Genomic DNA, 17,255 nt, shown 5'->3' with positions numbered 1-17,255 from the left:
TCTCTTTAGAACTTCAGGAAAATCCCTCTCAAATTCTTTCTTCTTTGTGTCCTTTGCGTCCTTTGCGGTTCGTTATATTAAACTTTTAAGTCTTCACGTAGAGGCGCATAGACGCGAAGTGGCTTCCCGAAGGGTAGGCGCAGAGAGTAACGAGAGGTTTATTGGATGAGATTAACAACATGACCAGAACGCAACCGCGTATTTTGCCAGGAACAAATTAAGCCCAACGCCCCTGGATCAATCACCGGATTTTGAGGAAGCGATCGCACCCAAGTTGAACCCACATAGCGCAATTCAAATAACTGCACTACTCCCAAATACCGCACCGCCGGAAATTGCTGAAACAAATTCACAATATCCGAAGGGTAAACAGGTCGCCCAAAAGGCCAGCCTCTCCCATCCTGACCCCCCGTAATCGGATTCAAAAACCGATACAACGCCACCCGTAATTTACTTAAAATCTCTTGCTGGGCGGCAGGATGGTTGTATTCTGGTTCCAAGGCGACTTCTGTTTGCACTGCTACCCCCACATATTCCGGGGCTTGCAATTTAACTTGTATTCCTAATAACCTCCGTTCATCTAAATAAGCAATAATTTGGTCACGCAATTGCGGACTCAGACTAAATAATTCTGGTTCGATACCTTCGCCACGATTAATTGCATCTGTATTCGCCGCCGGGACAACTAATAATTTGATGGTTCCAGCCTCTTGTGTAGTTGTCGGTGGTAAGCAGCGCACCCGCGCCACCGCACCACCACCAGCTTGTAGGGTCAACACCTCAAAATCTTCGGGAGTCACAGCGCGATCGCGGGTTCGCAGCATCGCCGGAACGCGAATCACCGCATCTTCCAAAGATTCCGCATCAGAACCGTTACGGGCTGGTGTATGGTTAATCAACCTCGCCACATAAGGAACCGCATTTTTCGCTACGGTAATTGTCCCCCGTTGCACATTCCCCTTACGCCCGCCACCTGTGCGGTATGCAACCATGCGAATCACCGAACCGCGCGGCGGAACAGCCCCATATTGCCTTTCTAACTCCTGAATATTGGCAAAATTCCCTACTCCCCTCCTTAATTCCGTCTGTTGCTGGAGTTGGGCCGGTTCCCGAATCACCGGGCCAAACTGCACAGTCCCAGTACGCGAATCGACGGTGTAGTGCAAATCTTGAGGAAGAGAATTAGCAAAATCGCTGACTTCATACCACCGTTGAGGGATTCCCCCTGGCGGCGAAATGATCAAATATTCATCTTCTCGACGGTTCAACACCGGAACGCCTTGTAATTGAAAAGTTTGTCCCGGCGTACCATCACTTTCTCCTAAAATTTCATTGCGAATCAATTCACTTTGACTCGCACCCACAGTTCCGCCGATTGATCTCACCGCCAAACCAATCATGCGCGGCGAACTGCTATAGCCTGGTTGATTGGGTTGGGGCGCAGTATAAACACAACGTAGCCAGCGTCCTTGATAGGCGGTGAAAGTCGTCACAGGCCAAGATTGCGGTAAATGCAGGACGATATCTGCACCTTGTAGAGGGTTAATCCCTTGGGCCTGCAATTCGCTAAAACTAAAACCTTTGGTGCTGTCGTCAGATTCTTGCAACAGTACCGCTTCCCATTCCACACCATTCCAGGCTTCCCAACGACGCGGCGGAATGTCAGGGTTAATCCCTGTGGCGGTGGCGGCTTCTCCTTTTAATTGCAAGGCGAGAACATTTCCTTCGCACTGAGATTCCCCATCAATCACTAAATAAAAACTGTTTCCGGGTTGGGGTTGTTCTTCAAACAGTGCTAACTCTCTACCATACCACTCACCATCAGAGCGCATCGTCCATAAATTAGTAAAGCGATCGCGCAAAATTTCTGGTTTTTGATCAGCAGTGGGACAGGTGAGAAAGTGGCGAATTTGCGGTTTATCAATAATTAAAGGCCGATCTGTAGTGAATGCGATCGCCTCTTGGGTTTCCGTGCGAATTGTCGCCACCTCCACCCCAGCCGGAATCGTGTAAGTGTCAGGTAAAGCCGCACTCAAATAAAAAGTAATATCCGCCACCGCCGGCGCAGGTGCTTGTAACCTGACACCTAATAACTCTAAAAAAGTAATGTAATTGCGCTTTGGTACTTCATTAAACCGCAGCAACATTTGGTCAGTTAACCAAGCAAATAGCTCAATTAACGTGATACCTGGGTCACTGGGGTTATAATTCGTCCATTCTGGACAATAGCGGGGAATCCGCAGAATACACTCATCAACTAAATCTTTAAAAGTGCGATCGTCTAGATTAGACTTGGGTAACTTCGGTAAAAAATCAAATTCCACAATATTAAAAATAATTAGTTAAAACACACAAATGACAAATGACCAATAACAAATGACTACTGACCATTCAAATAAAACGGAAATACTAAACTCCGCGAATCATGGCTATCTTTAGGATGATATTCAATAACAATATCTACACGACCTCGCAGGGGATCTGGGTCAGCACGCACCGCATCTAAAACAATGCGCGGTTCCCACATTTCCAAAGCTTCTTGGACGTGTAGACGCAAAAGTAATAAAGTTTGCGTATTCATCGGTGCAAAAGTCAACTCCGACAACCGCGAACCAAAGTTAGGACGATACACCCGTTCACCCAACTCGGTACGCAGAATCAGCATCATCGACTCTTCAATATTGCGATCGGCCTTACTAAGTTGCAGACCTCCTTGGACATTCACCCGCAACGGAAACGACCAGCCCGCACCCAGGTGTTGATTTTGATTGAGTTCTGGCATGGTAGGCACATAGTGATGAGCAGTTTACGCTACTTTATGCCGATCGCTAAAACTAATACCATTCGCCAAAAGTCGAGTTAACGTTTGTTTTGGCAACATCGTCTGTGATTAACCTATATCCCAATACAGTTCAGTTAAGGCAACAACGGAACCCAACATTTTCAAGGCTTTGTTGAGTGTAGCGATCGCTACACCCAACCTACTATTCTCTTAAATGAACCGTATTGACCTATATCCTTACTTAGCACCTGCATCTCTTAAAACAGATTCCATTTCACAAATTGCTAAGTCGATTTCCTCATCAAAAATTTCCTCTCGGTCAAAGCTATGAAGTAAATACAAAGCAGTTTCCCCATTTTTTCCGGCAAAGTTGACATTTGCACCTGCTTCTAAAAGGAGATGAACAATATTTACTTGCTGACTTTTGGCTGTTCCCCAAATACTTTTAGTACCACATAGCCAGGGAATATGAGCATCAACAGCTATCATTAACGGAGTCCAACCATCTGTCTGGTTAGGAATATCAGGAGTCGCACCTAATTGCAGCAAGGTTTGAACGGCTTCAAGATATCCATTATTTGATGCTGTCCACAAAAGAGTACATCCATGATCACCAATCCTATTAATATTCAATCCTTGCAAAATTTGCGCTTGACATCTTTCGATGAATTTTAATGATGCAGATCGTATTGTGTCGTTTAGACTTGGCTCTGTAATCGTTGACTGAGCTAAATCATGAAGCCATTGACCAAAAGAGTCAGGATTATCTGTACTAGGTTTAGAGTTGATCAGTTGTTGAAAACTAGTGTTATCTTCAGAATACGAAAGTGAATTACTTTTGAGACCATCAGCTAGATATAACATTGCTTGTCTACGTTGACTGATGGAAGCCAGTGGCGCTAAGAACTCAAATATCTCTTGCTTTCCTGTCGCAGCAGCACTCAGTAAGGGATCTCCAGTAAATCTTTCATCATCATCAAAACCAAAAACTTCAAATTCAGGATGTGGATTTTCTGATTTTGGGCGAATCTCTAATGGTTCTAGAGACGCACCTTGCTGCACTAATAGCTTGACAACATCTAATCGGTCATTAACTACTGCCAAATGAATTAGGCTATCTGGTTCCTCTCCTTGCAAAACATAGTTATAGTTACTAATTTTCTTCAGTAAAGATGTGAACTTTTCTAAAGAAGCACTTTGAGTAAGTGCTTGCTCAAATTCTTGTGAAAAATTCATATAAGTCACTAATGACGATGACTATGAGACACATTCAAACAATGTCAACTTAATGCCGTGATATTTCTGTTCAGTGTATCACTTTATATATAGTATTTTGCCTAAGTACATTTACTGAATATACAAAAATCAATGAATTTACGGTGAACTCTCAGAAATGAGTCACTTATAATCGAGTTGCATCAACTTTATTTAAAAATATAATTTTACAAAATTCCAGCCTATACCTAAAAAATGGCAGTTATTCGGCACTAATTATAGGGGTGACAAATAGCCAAGAATAAATGAAAATATTCAGCTATTAGGTATACAAGACTGATGCTTAAGCAAAATCTGAAATAAAATCAGGATGAGAGCAAATGGTTAAAAGCAATTTCAGGAATCTGATTGTAAAAAAGGATGTATTAGCTCTTCTCAATGATTTTGCTAAAGCGATAGATTGTCAGTTTACTATAGAAAATACGGAAGGCGAAATACTCTTCGGGCAAGCAGGAGACAATGGTGCGATCGCCCATCCAATAGAATTTGCTGGTGAATTGATTGGTTGGGTACATGGTTCACAACAGGCGGCTGGTGTTGTTTCACTTCTTGTCTATGCACTCAAACAAGAATCTGAAAAGAAAAATCTCGCCCATGAACTGCTAGAAAGATATCAAGAAATTGATTTACTCCATGATATTTCCATTCAAGTAACTGCCAGTCTCAATCTCCGCCCAGTTTCTCGATTACTCATCCAAGAAGCTGCTCAATTAATCCCTTCTACTGGTGGCGCGATTTTATTATTAAATCAAAAAACCAATGCCTTGGAAATTCTCGCTGAAATTGGCAGCAGCAGTTATCTCCAGCAACCAATCAAGTTAGGCGAAGGCATTATCGGTAATATAGTACAAATGGGACGGGGGGAAATTGTCAACAATATTGTTGCTTATCCCAGATACCTTGGAGAAAAGAAACAATTCAATTCCTTGATTTGTGTGCCGTTAAATGTTGAAGAACGGGTAGTTGGGGCAATTGTCATTGGTAGCGAAACTGCTGTTAATTATACTAGCCGAGACTTAAAGCTATTAAGTATATTGGCAATGCAGGCGGGAGTTGCAATTGAAAAAGCCTTGCTTTATGAACAAAGTTGTGAAGCAGCGAAAATTGCCCAAATCCAAGCGCAACAACTCCAAACTACACTGCATGAATTACAACAAACACAAGCACAGTTAATTCAAAGTGAAAAAATGTCAAGTTTGGGGCAATTAGTGGCTGGTATTGCCCACGAAATTAATAATCCGGTCAACTTTATTAGTGGAAATATTAATCATGCTCAACAATATGTTGATGATTTATTGCGTCTAGTACATATTTATCAAGACAACTGTGATTATCTTCCAGAAATTCAAGAACTCAGCGAAGAAATTGACTTAGACTTTGTTTCGGAAGATTTACCTAAACTCATCAGTTCCATGAGTTTAGGTATTAAGCGTGTCCGTGAGATTGTGTTATCCTTACGCAACTTTTCTCGCACGGAACAATCACAAATGACCGCAGCCGATATTCATGAAGGTATTGATAGTACTCTGCTAATTTTGGACAATCGCTTAAAGACAAGCCGTAGCAACTTTGGAATTGAAGTCATCAAAAATTATGATGTCATACCTTTAGTTGAGTGTTATCCCAGCCAACTTAATCAGGTATTTATGAATATTCTGGCTAATGCGATCGATGCTTTAGATGGTCAAGAAAAAGAAGGGGTGATTACTATTAGTACCTCATTGGAAAATGGCAAATCATTTGCCCATTCTCCATATATAGTGGTTCGGATTCAAGATAATGGTTCAGGAATGACCCAAGATGTGCGCGATCGCCTTTTTGAACCATTCTTCACCACCAAACCCATCGGTAAAGGTACAGGCTTAGGAATGCCCATTTGTCGCAAAATCATCGAAAAGCATAACGGTCAAATAGAATGCTTCTCTGAACCCGGACAAGGCACAGTTTTCTGCATTCACATTCCCATCTCCGCTCGCAAGAATGTCGAAGTACCAAAAAACATGCTGAGTAAAGGCTCTTTTACCTTTCAGCCACCAATTAACACTGTCGGCGCACCTATACCCACAACCGTAGTTAACGGCACACCAGTGACAGTATTCACCCCAGCTACCTGAGATGTAACTCGCGCCGCAGGTCTACCACCAATCAAAACCGTAAAAGACCCCAGCACAATACTACCAGTCACCACAGGCCCCGCTACTAAATCGCCAACACAAGCTGCGGGTAAACCTACAATTAAAACATTCGGCACACCAGGCGCAGTAATTGGATCGCCTGTGACAGTTAAATCAGTTAATCTTGCTGCGGGAAACATAATTTTCTAGGGAGTGGGGAGTGGGGAGTGGGGAGTAAGGGTGTAAGGGTGCAAGGGTGTACTTCGACTGCGCTCAGTAATCGGGGTGTAGGGGAAGAATCAATGACCAATGACAAAGGACAAATGACCAATAACTATTAACAATTCAACCGAATTATCCCGCCTAAAATGCCGACGGAAGCTGCACCGTTGATACTGACTGTAGCGCCAGCATTGACGCTGACCGAACTACCGGAATTAGCGGAAATTGCGCCACCAGCGTTAGCACTCAAAGAACCTCCAGCTTGCACACTGATGGAACTACCAGATTGGATACTCACAGTTCCCGTCGTTCTCATTGTGATACCACTAGTTGTCAGTTCAATACTTGTACCTCCTACAGTTAAAGAAATTTTTTGTATTGCAGTTAAAGCAATTTCACCACCATTGACACTAATTTTATTGGCTGTCCCGGTTGTGCCAGATTTAACGGTGATGTCACCTGTGGAAGTCAAGCTAATGGTTTTATTGCTGTCATCACAGCGAAATTTGTGACCGCCTGTAGTTTCTAACTCGGCAAATTTCTCGCTGTCATTCATTCGTAAGTTGTGACCGCCTATTGTTTGCAGATATGCGCCTTTTTTAGTAGTGCCTTTGTCTTCTTCAACAAATTGGAGTTTATGACCAACGCGGGTTTTAAATGTCCGCAGGCGCACTTTGCCACTAACAACGGTATCAGCCACTGTTTCTGGTGGTGCATCTGTGCCATTCCACACACCGCCAATGACGTAAGGACGATGAATATCGCCGTGTTCAAAGGCGACTAAAACCTCATCGTTGATCTCTGGTAAACAGTCAAAACCTCTTCCTGGGCCTGCACCAACACTCACAACTCTTGCCCAATTACTTTCATGCTCTTCAGTTAATGTTGGAAACTTCACTCGCACACGACCCCAACCTTTTGGGTCTTGGTTGTTACTCACTACACCTACTAATAGAGTTTGTCCTGCTTGCAGATGTGTTTGGGGTGAGAGAGTTGCTAACAAATCTCCAGAACGCAAACCCCGCACACTAAACTCTGTAACGAATTTTCGCTCCTGAAACAGATGGCGAGTTTCTGTCACGTAGTAGCTACCACTGTAACTACCCATATCTGTCAATTTAATGACTTTTCCTGGCCTGATCTTGGGATTTCCTTCACCAACAGCATCAGCCATAACAAACTCACCACCCAGTTCATTACACAAAGCTTGGGCGATTTTTGCTGCTTCATTCACACTAAACACAGGCTGGTCTACCACAATCATTTTCGGCTTGATACTGAATTTTGTGCTAGTTGAACTACCTTTGCCGTTATCTGTGGTGGTAATAACCTGTTCTGTAGAGGCTGTAGAAACAATAGACTTTTTGGTAGAGTAGTCCCAGCCTCTTACTTCCACAGAACTGACTTGTTCTGCACTGCTAACACGAACCCGGAAGTTATGGATATCTTCTAACCATTTAAGTGATAAAGATTCATTTTGGGCAGGTTGGCGAAAGTTTAATTTACTATCCTGCACATATAATTCAAAGCCGAGGCGGGCGGCTCGTTCCCGCAAAAATTCCATATTGGTCTGATTTTCTTGAAAGACGTAATCATGAACAATAGTGGTAGAGGTAACTGTACCTGCTGTAATACCTGCTTCACCGATAACTTGGTTGACCACATCGCTATCGGTAACATTTTGAAAGGAGCGATTGTAGCGTCCTCGGTGCAAGCGGTGGGACATATCATAGCCACGAATGATGATGGGAGCTTGAGAACCACTGGTGAACTCAGTTTCTATGGCTGTAATTTCCCCTTCTAAGACGTAACCTTGCTCTGCATCTTCAAAATCTGCGTTTTGCGTCGTGCTGGAAACAAAGCCAATTTTAATTTTCTTACCAATAGCAAATAAACTTTGATGCTTCCAAGTTGCTTCTGTTGTCTGTCCTGGAAAGTAATCATTACGGATTACTAAAGTAAACATTCCTGGTAAATGCAAACTTTCTTCGACTGTGATTTGCAAAATATCATTGAGCAAATCAGCAGAAGCATTAGTGCCATCAATTTGTAATAGTGGCTCAGGTATGTAAAGGACAGGCATACATATTGGCAAGAGGTGATTGCCAATAGCCTAGTGAAGATATTGTGTTACACGCTATTCCCCAAAGGTCGAATTAACTGCGGCTACTTCTGCTGTCGCCAGTCCGGTCTACGCTGCTAGATGTCCCCATTCCTGGCTGAGAAATTGATTCATCCACTTCCTCTAGGGTGAGGTTAACTTTGGCACGTACTGGTGTACCGTCTGGTAAAAACAAAGTCAGGCTGTAGTTAAGAGATTGGACAAAACAGCGTAAATATTGCTGGTCGCCCCAGGTAAATATATACACTGGTGGGCGTTTTTCTTGACCTGCGCCAGCTTCAGCAAAGTTAACTGCTTTTTCAAATTTTTTCAGATGGGTGAGGACGCTAGTACCGCTTTCGTAAGTATCAAATATGATGTTACTAATACTGAGTCTGCACGGTTCTGGGTAAGCAAAACTAACTTTCGGTAAACCTCGTCCTGTACGCGCACCGCTACTTTTGGTCAAATTAATTTGCTGCGAGAAGTCTAACTGGCTGGGGTTAAACATAAACTCGATATCTGGCGCAGCTTGTTCTGTAGCGATGAGTTTTGCTTTTACTAAACGACTAGTCATATTTGGGGAGTCGGGAGTGGGGAGTGGGGAGTGGAGAAATGGGGGAGTTTGGGTTAAAAGTACTGATCATGAAAATTAACTAGCCCCTAGCCCCTAGTTCCTAGCCTCTTTCTTGATTATTTCTGCTGAACTGTCAAAGTATACTTATGTTTGGCATCAGAATTAAATGTACCGACCCAAATTTGATAAATACCTTTTTTCCAGTTGCGATCGCTAATACTAGCATCTTTACTTCTACCAGTGTCATCGCCGCAACGAATTGTGTCATTGTCTGGGCCTTTCACCAGCAATGTTGTATCTGTATTCCCCGTGTTAACTAATATTGTTAGTTGCTCAAAGTCTTTTTCTAAAACCATTGTGTAATCTGGTTTAGGATCTGCAAAGCCAATGCAAGCGTTTTTATTGCGATCGCGGTTACTAATCGCCGACAAGGAAAAAGAACCACCCGTATAACCCGAAAATCTACCTTGGGCAGTTTCAAACCCTGGTACTAGATTGAATTTACCAAAGTTGGGTGTTTCGGCGATCGCTGGTGCTGCTGTAACAGCTGCTAAGATAGCTAAAACCCAGCCGATTCGCTTCTGAAGTCGGGGGCGACAGTCTTTCATAGTAGCTCTCCAACAAGCTTGACTAAATGTAGTTATATATACATATTGTAATTAGTTCATTCCTGAAAAGTTTGATTTGGCTGTGCCACATTAAGATGTGACACAAAAGTATGAAGTGTGAAGTCTGAAGTCTGAAGGGTAGTCCGCGTAGGCGGACTAGCGTAAAGTCAAAAGTTTTGTCCGTGTAGCAGCGACTTCAGTCGCTTGGTGCAAGAGGTGAATCTTCATTTCATACTTCATACTTTACACTTCAGACTTTTTCTTACTCTTGCAGTTGTAGGAAAATCCCGCCTTTGAGTACGTTTGTTTCGCTACTGTAACTGCTGACTGTGAGCGATCGCAATCTGTTAAAAAATGGTTTACCCAGGACTTCTATGAGTTTCAGTACGGGGATTTGCCTTTCTAACACTCCTTGACTTTTTGCCCAATCTAGATATACATAACCTTGATTGGGTTGGGGAATCGCCGCGACGCTGGTTTGAAAATTGCGACTGTCTAGTAAGGATTTTTCTTTACCTGCAAGAACTTCATCCATTGTCGCCAAGTCGGAAGTAAAAATTTCGTAATTGTCGAGGGTGGTGTGTATCCCTTGGGCTGTGGCTTCAATGGTGAAGGATGGTTGGTCTTTATTTGCTGTTTTTTTAGCGGTTAACTCTGTCCAAGCGGAGATTTTTTGTTTATCTAAACTCAGAGTACTACTACTAAGTCCCTTTGCAGAGGCGATCGCATCTAATTTCGCAATTCCTGCTGGTAATTCCTCAGTTTTCTCCACAACAAAAATCCAATCGGGGAAAACTTGGCCTGTACGTGGTAAAAGTGCGATCGCATATTCTCCTTTAACCCAGCTAAAAATATCTTGATTAAAGTTCATCCCCCAGGTTTTCTGGACTTCTGTTAATGGTTGTACCAATCGGGAAATCACATCTGTTTCCGAACCAGAAATGGCTGTTTTAATTTGCGTCCAGAATTTGGCTAAATCACTGTCAGCCAAGTTGCTTAAGTTTGCACCAGAAATTGCCAAACCCGCCGATGCTGGAATATATTGCAACGCCTCGACTGGTTTTGTGAGTGGCGTGGCTGCTTGGGTGAGTTCGGATGTTGTTAAAAAGCTGGTTTCTGCTAATAAACCTTTGGAGTTCAAGCCCAAAGACACAATTTCACTGTCGTAGGTTGGTTCTGGTAGTTCTAAACTTTGCCATTGAGCAATGATGGGAAAATTCAAGAAAGCCACGGCTAAGGAAGCTTCGGGTAATTGCTGGAGAGCTTTTTGGTATTGGGGCGAACTAGTTAAATTGAGGTCTGGTGCTTGGACGTTGTTAATTGCATCCTTGACAACGCTGGGACTATTCGCAAATAACACAAAGCCATCACCAACCACTGCGGCTGCAAGTTGGCTATCGTAAAGCACCTTCACACCTTGATATTCTTCTGTATCTAAGTTCGCGCCAGCTAATACTCGTTTTGAAAACAACAACTCGACAAACTCGCGGCTTTTGTCTTGTTTGTTGGTAGCTAAAGCCATGAGATATCCTGGCTGCTGTCCATTGGCGGAATCACGGTCTAAATCTGTGGTGGTGACAGCTAGGGTAATTTCGTTACCCAACCAAGGCTGAATATCTTTTTGATAATCAATGCCACTTTTAGCCAATAAACTGGTTTTGATTTTAGAAATTTCTCCTTCTCGTTCCAAAGCCTGCAAACGGTCAGGGTTGGTGAGTAACGACACCATCACCGGAGAAAGCTTCGACACAAAAATAGCTGCACCAGGCTGGGAGGTGGTGGAAGTGACGAGGGTAACAGGAGTTCTGGTGAAGAACCAAAAACCTGCGATCGCAATTAATACCAGTGCGATCGTACCAGCGACTATAAAACCAAAAAATGAGCTTTGCCGATTCACCATAAAGTTATTAAATACTGACTTTCACAGCCATTTAAGCAGAATTAATGAACAGGGTGTAAGGATGTGAAAGATAGGGATGCGGGTTTAGGTGAATAGAATCATTATTTTCCCTTATACCCCAACACCCTTAACCCCCTACACCCCGCCTGAACAGACAATCTTGAGACTAAGCCTAAAATCACTGAGAATCATTGCTCATGCTAAGGGTCAGATTTTCTGTCAACATAAATGTATAGGATCGTTTACAAAAACTTCATGACAGATAAATCCTTTGGGCAACCCATGACTCAAATTACCGTTGAAGAATTAGCCGAACGTTTAGCTACTGATGCTGTAAATATTCAGTTAGTAGATGTGCGTGAACCCCAAGAATTAGCGATCGCCAGCCTCCCAGGGTTTGTTAACTTACCGTTGAGTGAATATGCCAACTGGAATGAACAAATTTTCACGATGTTGAATCCAGAGGCTGAAACCCTTGTCCTTTGTCATCACGGTGTGCGTTCTGCTCAGATGTGTCAGTGGTTGATTGCTCAAGGATTTACAAATGTCAAAAATATTACAGGTGGTATCGCCGCTTATTCTCAACTAGTTGACCCAGAAATCCCACAATATTAGTCAATAGTCATTGGTCATTTGTCCTGGCTTCTTCCCCCTACACCCAAGGTTGGTGAGCGCACTTGTGCTGAGCGCAGCCGAAGTAGCCGAACCACACCTCTACTCCCGGTTGGTGAGCGCAGCCGAACCACCACTCATCACAATCAGCATTTATCCTGACGACATCTAACTTAAATGGTGAGAAAAATAAGTATCTACCAATACAACTTATTTGTAAAATTTGTGGGAAGATACTTAATAATTAAAAAACTTTAAATTGTCAAACAGCTTTTTTAGCTGAAAAGATTAATTCGTTCAGAGTTAGCAACTCAATTAATGTTGCTGCAAGTAACTATAATATAGATAAAAATTTTGCTATCTTAATTAACCAATATTAATCTTTTTTTGCATTAGCTCAAAAAATTTTTTTCAAACTTTTCTTAAATTTGCTTTCGGTAATACACACCTTATGGAAGTCCAGTTAACCAATCGACAACAGCACATCCTTTGGGCAACAATACGTCACTACATTGCGACAGCAGAACCTGTTGGATCAAAGGTTTTGGTGGAAGAGTATGACTTAGGCGTTAGCTCGGCCACAATTCGCAATGTGATGGGTGCATTAGAAAAATCTGGGCTACTTTATCAACCACATACCTCAGCTGGAAGAATACCTTCTGACTCCGGTTATCGCATTTATGTTGACCAGTTAATTACACCTTCTTTGCGAGACGCTACACGAACAGAAACCTTAGCCAAGGAAGTAGAACTTTCACTCCAACAACGCCTGCATTGGGAAGATTGGAGTTTGGAAGCCCTGATTCATGGAGCCGCACAGATTTTAGCGACATTAAGTGGTTGTATTAGCTTGATTACTATGCCCCAAACTTCAACAGCCTTAGTGCGACATTTACAACTGTTGCAAATTGAAGCTGGTAGAATCATGCTAATTTTAGTCACAGATGGCTATGAAACCCATTCTAAAGTGATGGATTTGCCACCAGAAAAAGAAAATTTGCAACTTGATGCTGAAGTAATTGATCGGGAGTTGCAGATAGTTTCTAACTTCTTAAATAACCATTTGCGGGGGCGGAGTTTATTAGAAATAGCTAACTTAAATTGGAGTGAATTAGACCAAGAATTTCAACTGTATGGCGAATTCTTGAAAAGTTCAGTTGCGGAATTAAGCCGTCGCACTCAAGCACCAACCCCAACACAAATTATGGTGCGTGGTGTCACAGAAGTATTGCGTCAGCCAGAATTTTCTCAATTGCAGCAAGTCAAAACAATTATGCAATTGCTAGAAGAAGAACAAGACAAATTATGCCAATTAATCTTTGATGAACCAGAGACAGAAGATGCAAGTAAATCTAGGGTGACAGTACGAATTGGTGCAGAAAATCCCTTAGAGCCGATACGTACTTGCAGCTTAATTTCTTCTACCTACCGTCGAGGTTCTGTACCGATTGGTAGTGTCGGGGTTTTAGGGCCGACGCGCCTAGATTACGAAAGTGCGATCGCAGTAGTAGCCGCCGCCGCCGATTACCTGTCTGAAGCTTTCAGTTAAACGCTTTCTCGCAATCCCACGGACTAGGTTTGTATCTTTACTAACCCTTGATGATTTGACTGAATCTAGGTTTTAATGGAATTTCCTACCTCATACGTTTCTACTTTACAGAAATACTAGGGTATCATCTCGGAAACTAGAAATGTTGCCAAACGAGTGAAACGCATTTTGTGAGGAAAAATCAAACTTGCAGATAGGCTAGGGAATTCAGTTAATGATCAAAGTTGTGGGATTGTTGTTAATGACCGGATTTTGGTTATTCATGCTTTATGACTGTATTCGCAATGAACCAGACAAGCGGTTATGGCTGTGGGTTTTAATTATTGTCAACTTTTTTGGGGCGATCGCTTACTGTTTTCAACGTTGGATACCGCGAGGACATATCCCAGTTCAGAAGCATTGGCGCAACTTGACAAGCTCTCATAAACGACGCAAAGCAAAACTAAAAGTAAAAAGTATCAAAAAAGCTGCTCAGTATGTTAATTTCAGTCATCATCTCTCAGATGACGTGGAAGGCTTTGATCAACCCACAGCCTTAAATCAGCCTGATTTTAACAACGAAGATGACAATCTCCAAACCCTTTGGCATGAAGCATTTATTGATATTAAAAATAAAAAATTCACCTCTGCCAAGTCTTATTTACACACTCTATTAAAAATAGACCCAGATTATAAATATGGTGATGCTTCTTTAATGTATGGCGAAACATTGTTTGCTTTACAAGAATTTGAAGCCGCTAAACAGCATCTAGAAAACCACATTCAAAATTGGAATCATCCACAAGCCTATATCATCTTGGCGGAAATTCTCTCTCACCAGGGAGATGTCCAGACTGCATGTAATTATCTGGAAACAATTATTGTTAAAATTCAAGAGTCTTCCTACTTCCATTACAAGCGTAAACGGCTGGTCAATAAAGCAGCAAAACTCTTAAGAACCATAAAACGTTAAAATAAATTTATTTTTAAGTTTATGTTGAGGAAAGTATCTCTGTTTTCCCTGTGGGTGGGATTTGTGGTTTATGCTTTTTTCCTAGCACCCCCTGATCAACCTGATACATTCGAGTTAATCAAGAAACTTTCTCTTGGTCAATGGCAAGGAATCAACCCTCTAGTGATTTCCTTGTTTAATCTGATGGGGATTTGGCCTCTTGCCTACAGTGCATTAGCATTTATTGATGGTAGAAATCAAAAAATCCCAGCTTGGCCATTTGCGACTGCATCTTTTGGTGTAGGTGCTTTTGCTTTGTTACCTTATTTATTTCTCCGAGAGCCAAATCAAGAATTTGTTGGCAAAAAAAATATTTTCATCAAGCTGGTAGATGCTCGCCTGACTGGGATTATACTCACCGTAATTGCAGGCATATTAGTTGCTTATGGTGTGCAAGGTGGAGACTGGCAAGATTTTATCCAACAGTGGCAAACTAACCGCTTTATCCATGTGATGAGTTTAGATTTTTGCTTGCTGAGTTTATTATTCCCGGTGTTGCTAGGAGATGATATGGCGCGTCGGGGTTGGAAAAATCATCAAATATTTTGGTTAATCAGTTTGGTTCCGTTATTTGGCCCGTTAATTTATTTGTGTGTCCGTCCAGCTTTACCGGAAGCTGAGACAACAGGTATATCTAAGCAAAAATTGACTGTTAATTAACATTCAACTCAGCACTACTTGTCCCAATCGCTTCATAATCTGCAAAACTTCAGCTAACTCATGTCTTCTAGGAAATAAAGAAAATGTTCGTGATACATCATACTGGGGATTTTCATTGAAAGTGAGCTTAAGAAATACAAACTCATCACCGTTTGTCGCCATTCCAAACACAGGTTTATTGCTTTCAGAGTTAGTCAGCATATAAGCTAATAACTGTGGTAATGCTGCGGGTACAGGAATGCTAGTTCGTTTCGACTCCACAACCAAAATCCAAAGCCTATCTTGTACAGTTAGGGTATCAATAAAGCCGCGAATTGTTTCTTCAGGATCTTCAAGTTCTAATGCGACTCCATAAGGTGAACGAATTCGGTATGGAGGATCGAGAAATCCTGCAAGTTCTAGTAAAGGTGAAACTACTAAAAGATTAATCGTACCTTCTAAAAGTAACCCATCAACCCGGTGATAATCGTAGCGTTGCTTAATCCGAGTAATACCCGCCTGTTCTTGGGGATTGAGTTCGGTTAATTCTTCAAACCATTCCAAGAAAAAGCGATCGCTATCAGCTTGAGTTAAATTACAACGAGTTTGTAAATCACTCAAGCTTTTAATAGTGTCAGTAATACCAACGCCAGAAACCATCTGTTGTTATCTGTTTATTACTTTATAGTGTAGCAGTTGTAGGCAATTTACTGGTATAAGCTTTTTAATTCACAAACTCATTCACATGCAGCCAAACTTTCTCTATCAAATCAACATCATCTGCATTAAACCACTTAATTTGCGGATATGCTCTAAACCAAGTACGCTGGCGTTTGGCAAATTGTCTTGTATGCAAAACTGTTAATTCTTGTGCTGTATTTAAAGTAATCTCACCCGATAAATATTGCTTGATTTCTTGATATCCCAAAGTGTTTAACAATGATAAATCAGCACCATATTTTTGACATAAATATTCCACTTCAGCCACTAAACCATCGGCAATCATTTGTTCAGTCCGCTTGTGAATGCGTGTGTCTAATCTTTCCACATCACAATCTAAACCAATCTGCAAAATCGGGTAATCTGGCGGGTTTTCACCTTGTTGTTGAGATATGGGATTTCCTGTTATGTAAAATACTTCTAATGCGCGTAAAGTCCGAACGGGATCATTGGGATGAATTTTTTGTGCGGCGATGGGATCAACTTGTTGCAACATACTATAAAGTTGATTTTGACCGAGAGATTCTAACTGCGATCGCAATTCATAATCAGGCGCGACTCTGGGAATTTTCATCCCCTGCACAATGGAACGAATATATAAACCAGTCCCACCCACCAATAAAATTGGCTCAACACTAAAAGACGCAATCAAAGCCTGTGCTTGTTCTTGATAATCTGCTACCGTCATTGTTTCTGTTGGTTCGCAGATATCTATTAAATAATGTGGCACTAATTTTTGTTCTGCTAACGTTGGTTTAGCTGTGCCAATGTTAAACTCTCGGTAAACCTGACGGGAGTCTGCACTGAGAATCACAGAACCCAATCTTTGCGCTAAAGTTAAACCTAAACCAGATTTACCTGTGGCAGTCGCACCACAAATCACAATTAATTTAGTCATTGATTAATGGTCAATTGTCATTGGTCAATAGTCAATAGTTTGTTGCTCCCCAACAATGGTATATTTGTACTATATTCTCAATAGTTGAGAACCATGTTAACCTCTCAAAGAAGTATTTTTATTGAGGTTTTATAAAGTCATCTTTAAAAATGCTCTGTGTCCATAAGTGCTGAAAGAAGTGATTTCGGAAAAAATTAGATTATCTATCGGGAAAACTTATGGGGATACATCCCCTAGATAAACTTCTCACAAAAATGCCCTACAGTC

The 17,255-nt window shown here is 41.8% G+C and carries 15 protein-coding genes; 5 read left to right on the top strand and 10 right to left on the bottom strand.

The window, feature by feature from the left end; all coding sequences use genetic code 11:
* Positions 1-158: 158 nt before the first annotated feature.
* The 3 genes from H6G77_RS10630 to H6G77_RS10620 all read right to left on the bottom strand — a co-directional run bounded on the left by H6G77_RS10630 (position 159) and on the right by H6G77_RS10620 (position 4,018).
* Positions 159-2,324: a putative baseplate assembly protein gene (locus tag H6G77_RS10630; RefSeq protein WP_190871535.1), complete on the bottom strand. Its 2,166-nt coding sequence runs from the start codon at positions 2,322-2,324 to the stop codon at positions 159-161.
* Positions 2,325-2,380: 56 nt separating this feature from the next.
* Positions 2,381-2,782, bottom strand: a complete 402-nt coding sequence (locus H6G77_RS10625; protein ID WP_096577022.1) for a GPW/gp25 family protein — start codon at positions 2,780-2,782, stop codon at positions 2,381-2,383.
* Between the two features lie 237 nt (positions 2,783-3,019).
* Positions 3,020-4,018 (bottom strand): ankyrin repeat domain-containing protein, encoded by a 999-nt coding sequence (locus H6G77_RS10620; RefSeq protein ID WP_190871534.1) that lies wholly within the window; start codon positions 4,016-4,018, stop codon positions 3,020-3,022.
* A 359-nt stretch (positions 4,019-4,377) separates the two neighbouring features.
* Between H6G77_RS10620 and H6G77_RS10615 the strand changes: the two genes are divergently transcribed.
* Positions 4,378-6,171, top strand: coding sequence for an ATP-binding protein (locus H6G77_RS10615; protein WP_190590523.1), 1,794 nt, complete (start codon positions 4,378-4,380; stop codon positions 6,169-6,171).
* On the opposite strand, the gene H6G77_RS10610 is transcribed toward H6G77_RS10615, so the two are convergent.
* The 5 genes from H6G77_RS10610 to H6G77_RS10590 form a co-directional block, all read right to left on the bottom strand.
* A complete protein-coding gene (locus H6G77_RS10610; RefSeq protein ID WP_190871533.1) occupies positions 6,084-6,371 on the bottom strand; it encodes a PAAR domain-containing protein in 288 nt (95 codons plus the stop codon). The genes H6G77_RS10615 and H6G77_RS10610 overlap by 88 nt on opposite strands.
* A gap of 137 nt (positions 6,372-6,508) precedes the next feature.
* Positions 6,509-8,476: a VgrG-related protein gene (locus H6G77_RS10605; RefSeq protein ID WP_190871532.1), complete on the bottom strand. Its 1,968-nt coding sequence runs from the start codon at positions 8,474-8,476 to the stop codon at positions 6,509-6,511.
* A 73-nt stretch (positions 8,477-8,549) separates the two neighbouring features.
* On the bottom strand, positions 8,550-9,071 hold the full coding sequence (locus tag H6G77_RS10600) for a hypothetical protein (protein WP_190590526.1): 522 nt from the start codon (positions 9,069-9,071) through the stop codon (positions 8,550-8,552).
* A gap of 116 nt (positions 9,072-9,187) precedes the next feature.
* The gene (locus tag H6G77_RS10595) at positions 9,188-9,679 is read right to left on the bottom strand and encodes a hypothetical protein (protein WP_190590527.1); all 492 of its coding nucleotides are present in this window, start codon (positions 9,677-9,679) and stop codon (positions 9,188-9,190) included.
* Between the two features lie 262 nt (positions 9,680-9,941).
* A complete protein-coding gene (locus tag H6G77_RS10590; RefSeq protein WP_199331445.1) occupies positions 9,942-11,579 on the bottom strand; it encodes a DUF3352 domain-containing protein in 1,638 nt (545 codons plus the stop codon).
* Positions 11,580-11,834: 255 nt separating this feature from the next.
* Here H6G77_RS10590 and H6G77_RS10585 point away from each other — a divergent pair, with 255 nt between their 5' ends.
* The 4 genes from H6G77_RS10585 (at position 11,835) to H6G77_RS10570 (ending at position 15,391) form a co-directional block, all read left to right on the top strand.
* Positions 11,835-12,194 (top strand): rhodanese-like domain-containing protein, encoded by a 360-nt coding sequence (locus H6G77_RS10585; protein WP_190871531.1) that lies wholly within the window; start codon positions 11,835-11,837, stop codon positions 12,192-12,194.
* Positions 12,195-12,642: 448 nt separating this feature from the next.
* Positions 12,643-13,740, top strand: a complete 1,098-nt coding sequence (gene hrcA, locus H6G77_RS10580; protein WP_190672587.1) for a heat-inducible transcriptional repressor HrcA — start codon at positions 12,643-12,645, stop codon at positions 13,738-13,740.
* A 214-nt stretch (positions 13,741-13,954) separates the two neighbouring features.
* A complete protein-coding gene (locus H6G77_RS10575; protein WP_190871530.1) occupies positions 13,955-14,692 on the top strand; it encodes a tetratricopeptide repeat protein in 738 nt (245 codons plus the stop codon).
* 21 nt (positions 14,693-14,713) lie between these two features.
* Positions 14,714-15,391, top strand: coding sequence for a DUF2834 domain-containing protein (locus H6G77_RS10570; protein ID WP_190871529.1), 678 nt, complete (start codon positions 14,714-14,716; stop codon positions 15,389-15,391).
* A 3-nt stretch (positions 15,392-15,394) separates the two neighbouring features.
* On the opposite strand, the gene H6G77_RS10565 is transcribed toward H6G77_RS10570, so the two are convergent.
* Both H6G77_RS10565 and miaA read right to left on the bottom strand, forming a co-directional pair.
* On the bottom strand, positions 15,395-16,030 hold the full coding sequence (locus H6G77_RS10565; RefSeq protein WP_190871528.1) for a type I restriction endonuclease subunit R: 636 nt from the start codon (positions 16,028-16,030) through the stop codon (positions 15,395-15,397).
* Positions 16,031-16,094: 64 nt separating this feature from the next.
* On the bottom strand, positions 16,095-16,988 hold the full coding sequence (miaA, locus tag H6G77_RS10560; protein WP_190871527.1) for a tRNA (adenosine(37)-N6)-dimethylallyltransferase MiaA: 894 nt from the start codon (positions 16,986-16,988) through the stop codon (positions 16,095-16,097).
* Positions 16,989-17,255: the final 267 nt, after the last annotated feature.

Origin of the sequence: Aulosira sp. FACHB-615 (genome assembly GCF_014698045.1) — a bacterium.
Lineage (GTDB): Bacteria > Cyanobacteriota > Cyanobacteriia > Cyanobacteriales > Nostocaceae > Nostoc_B.
This window is presented reverse-complemented; position numbering and strand designations above follow the sequence as displayed.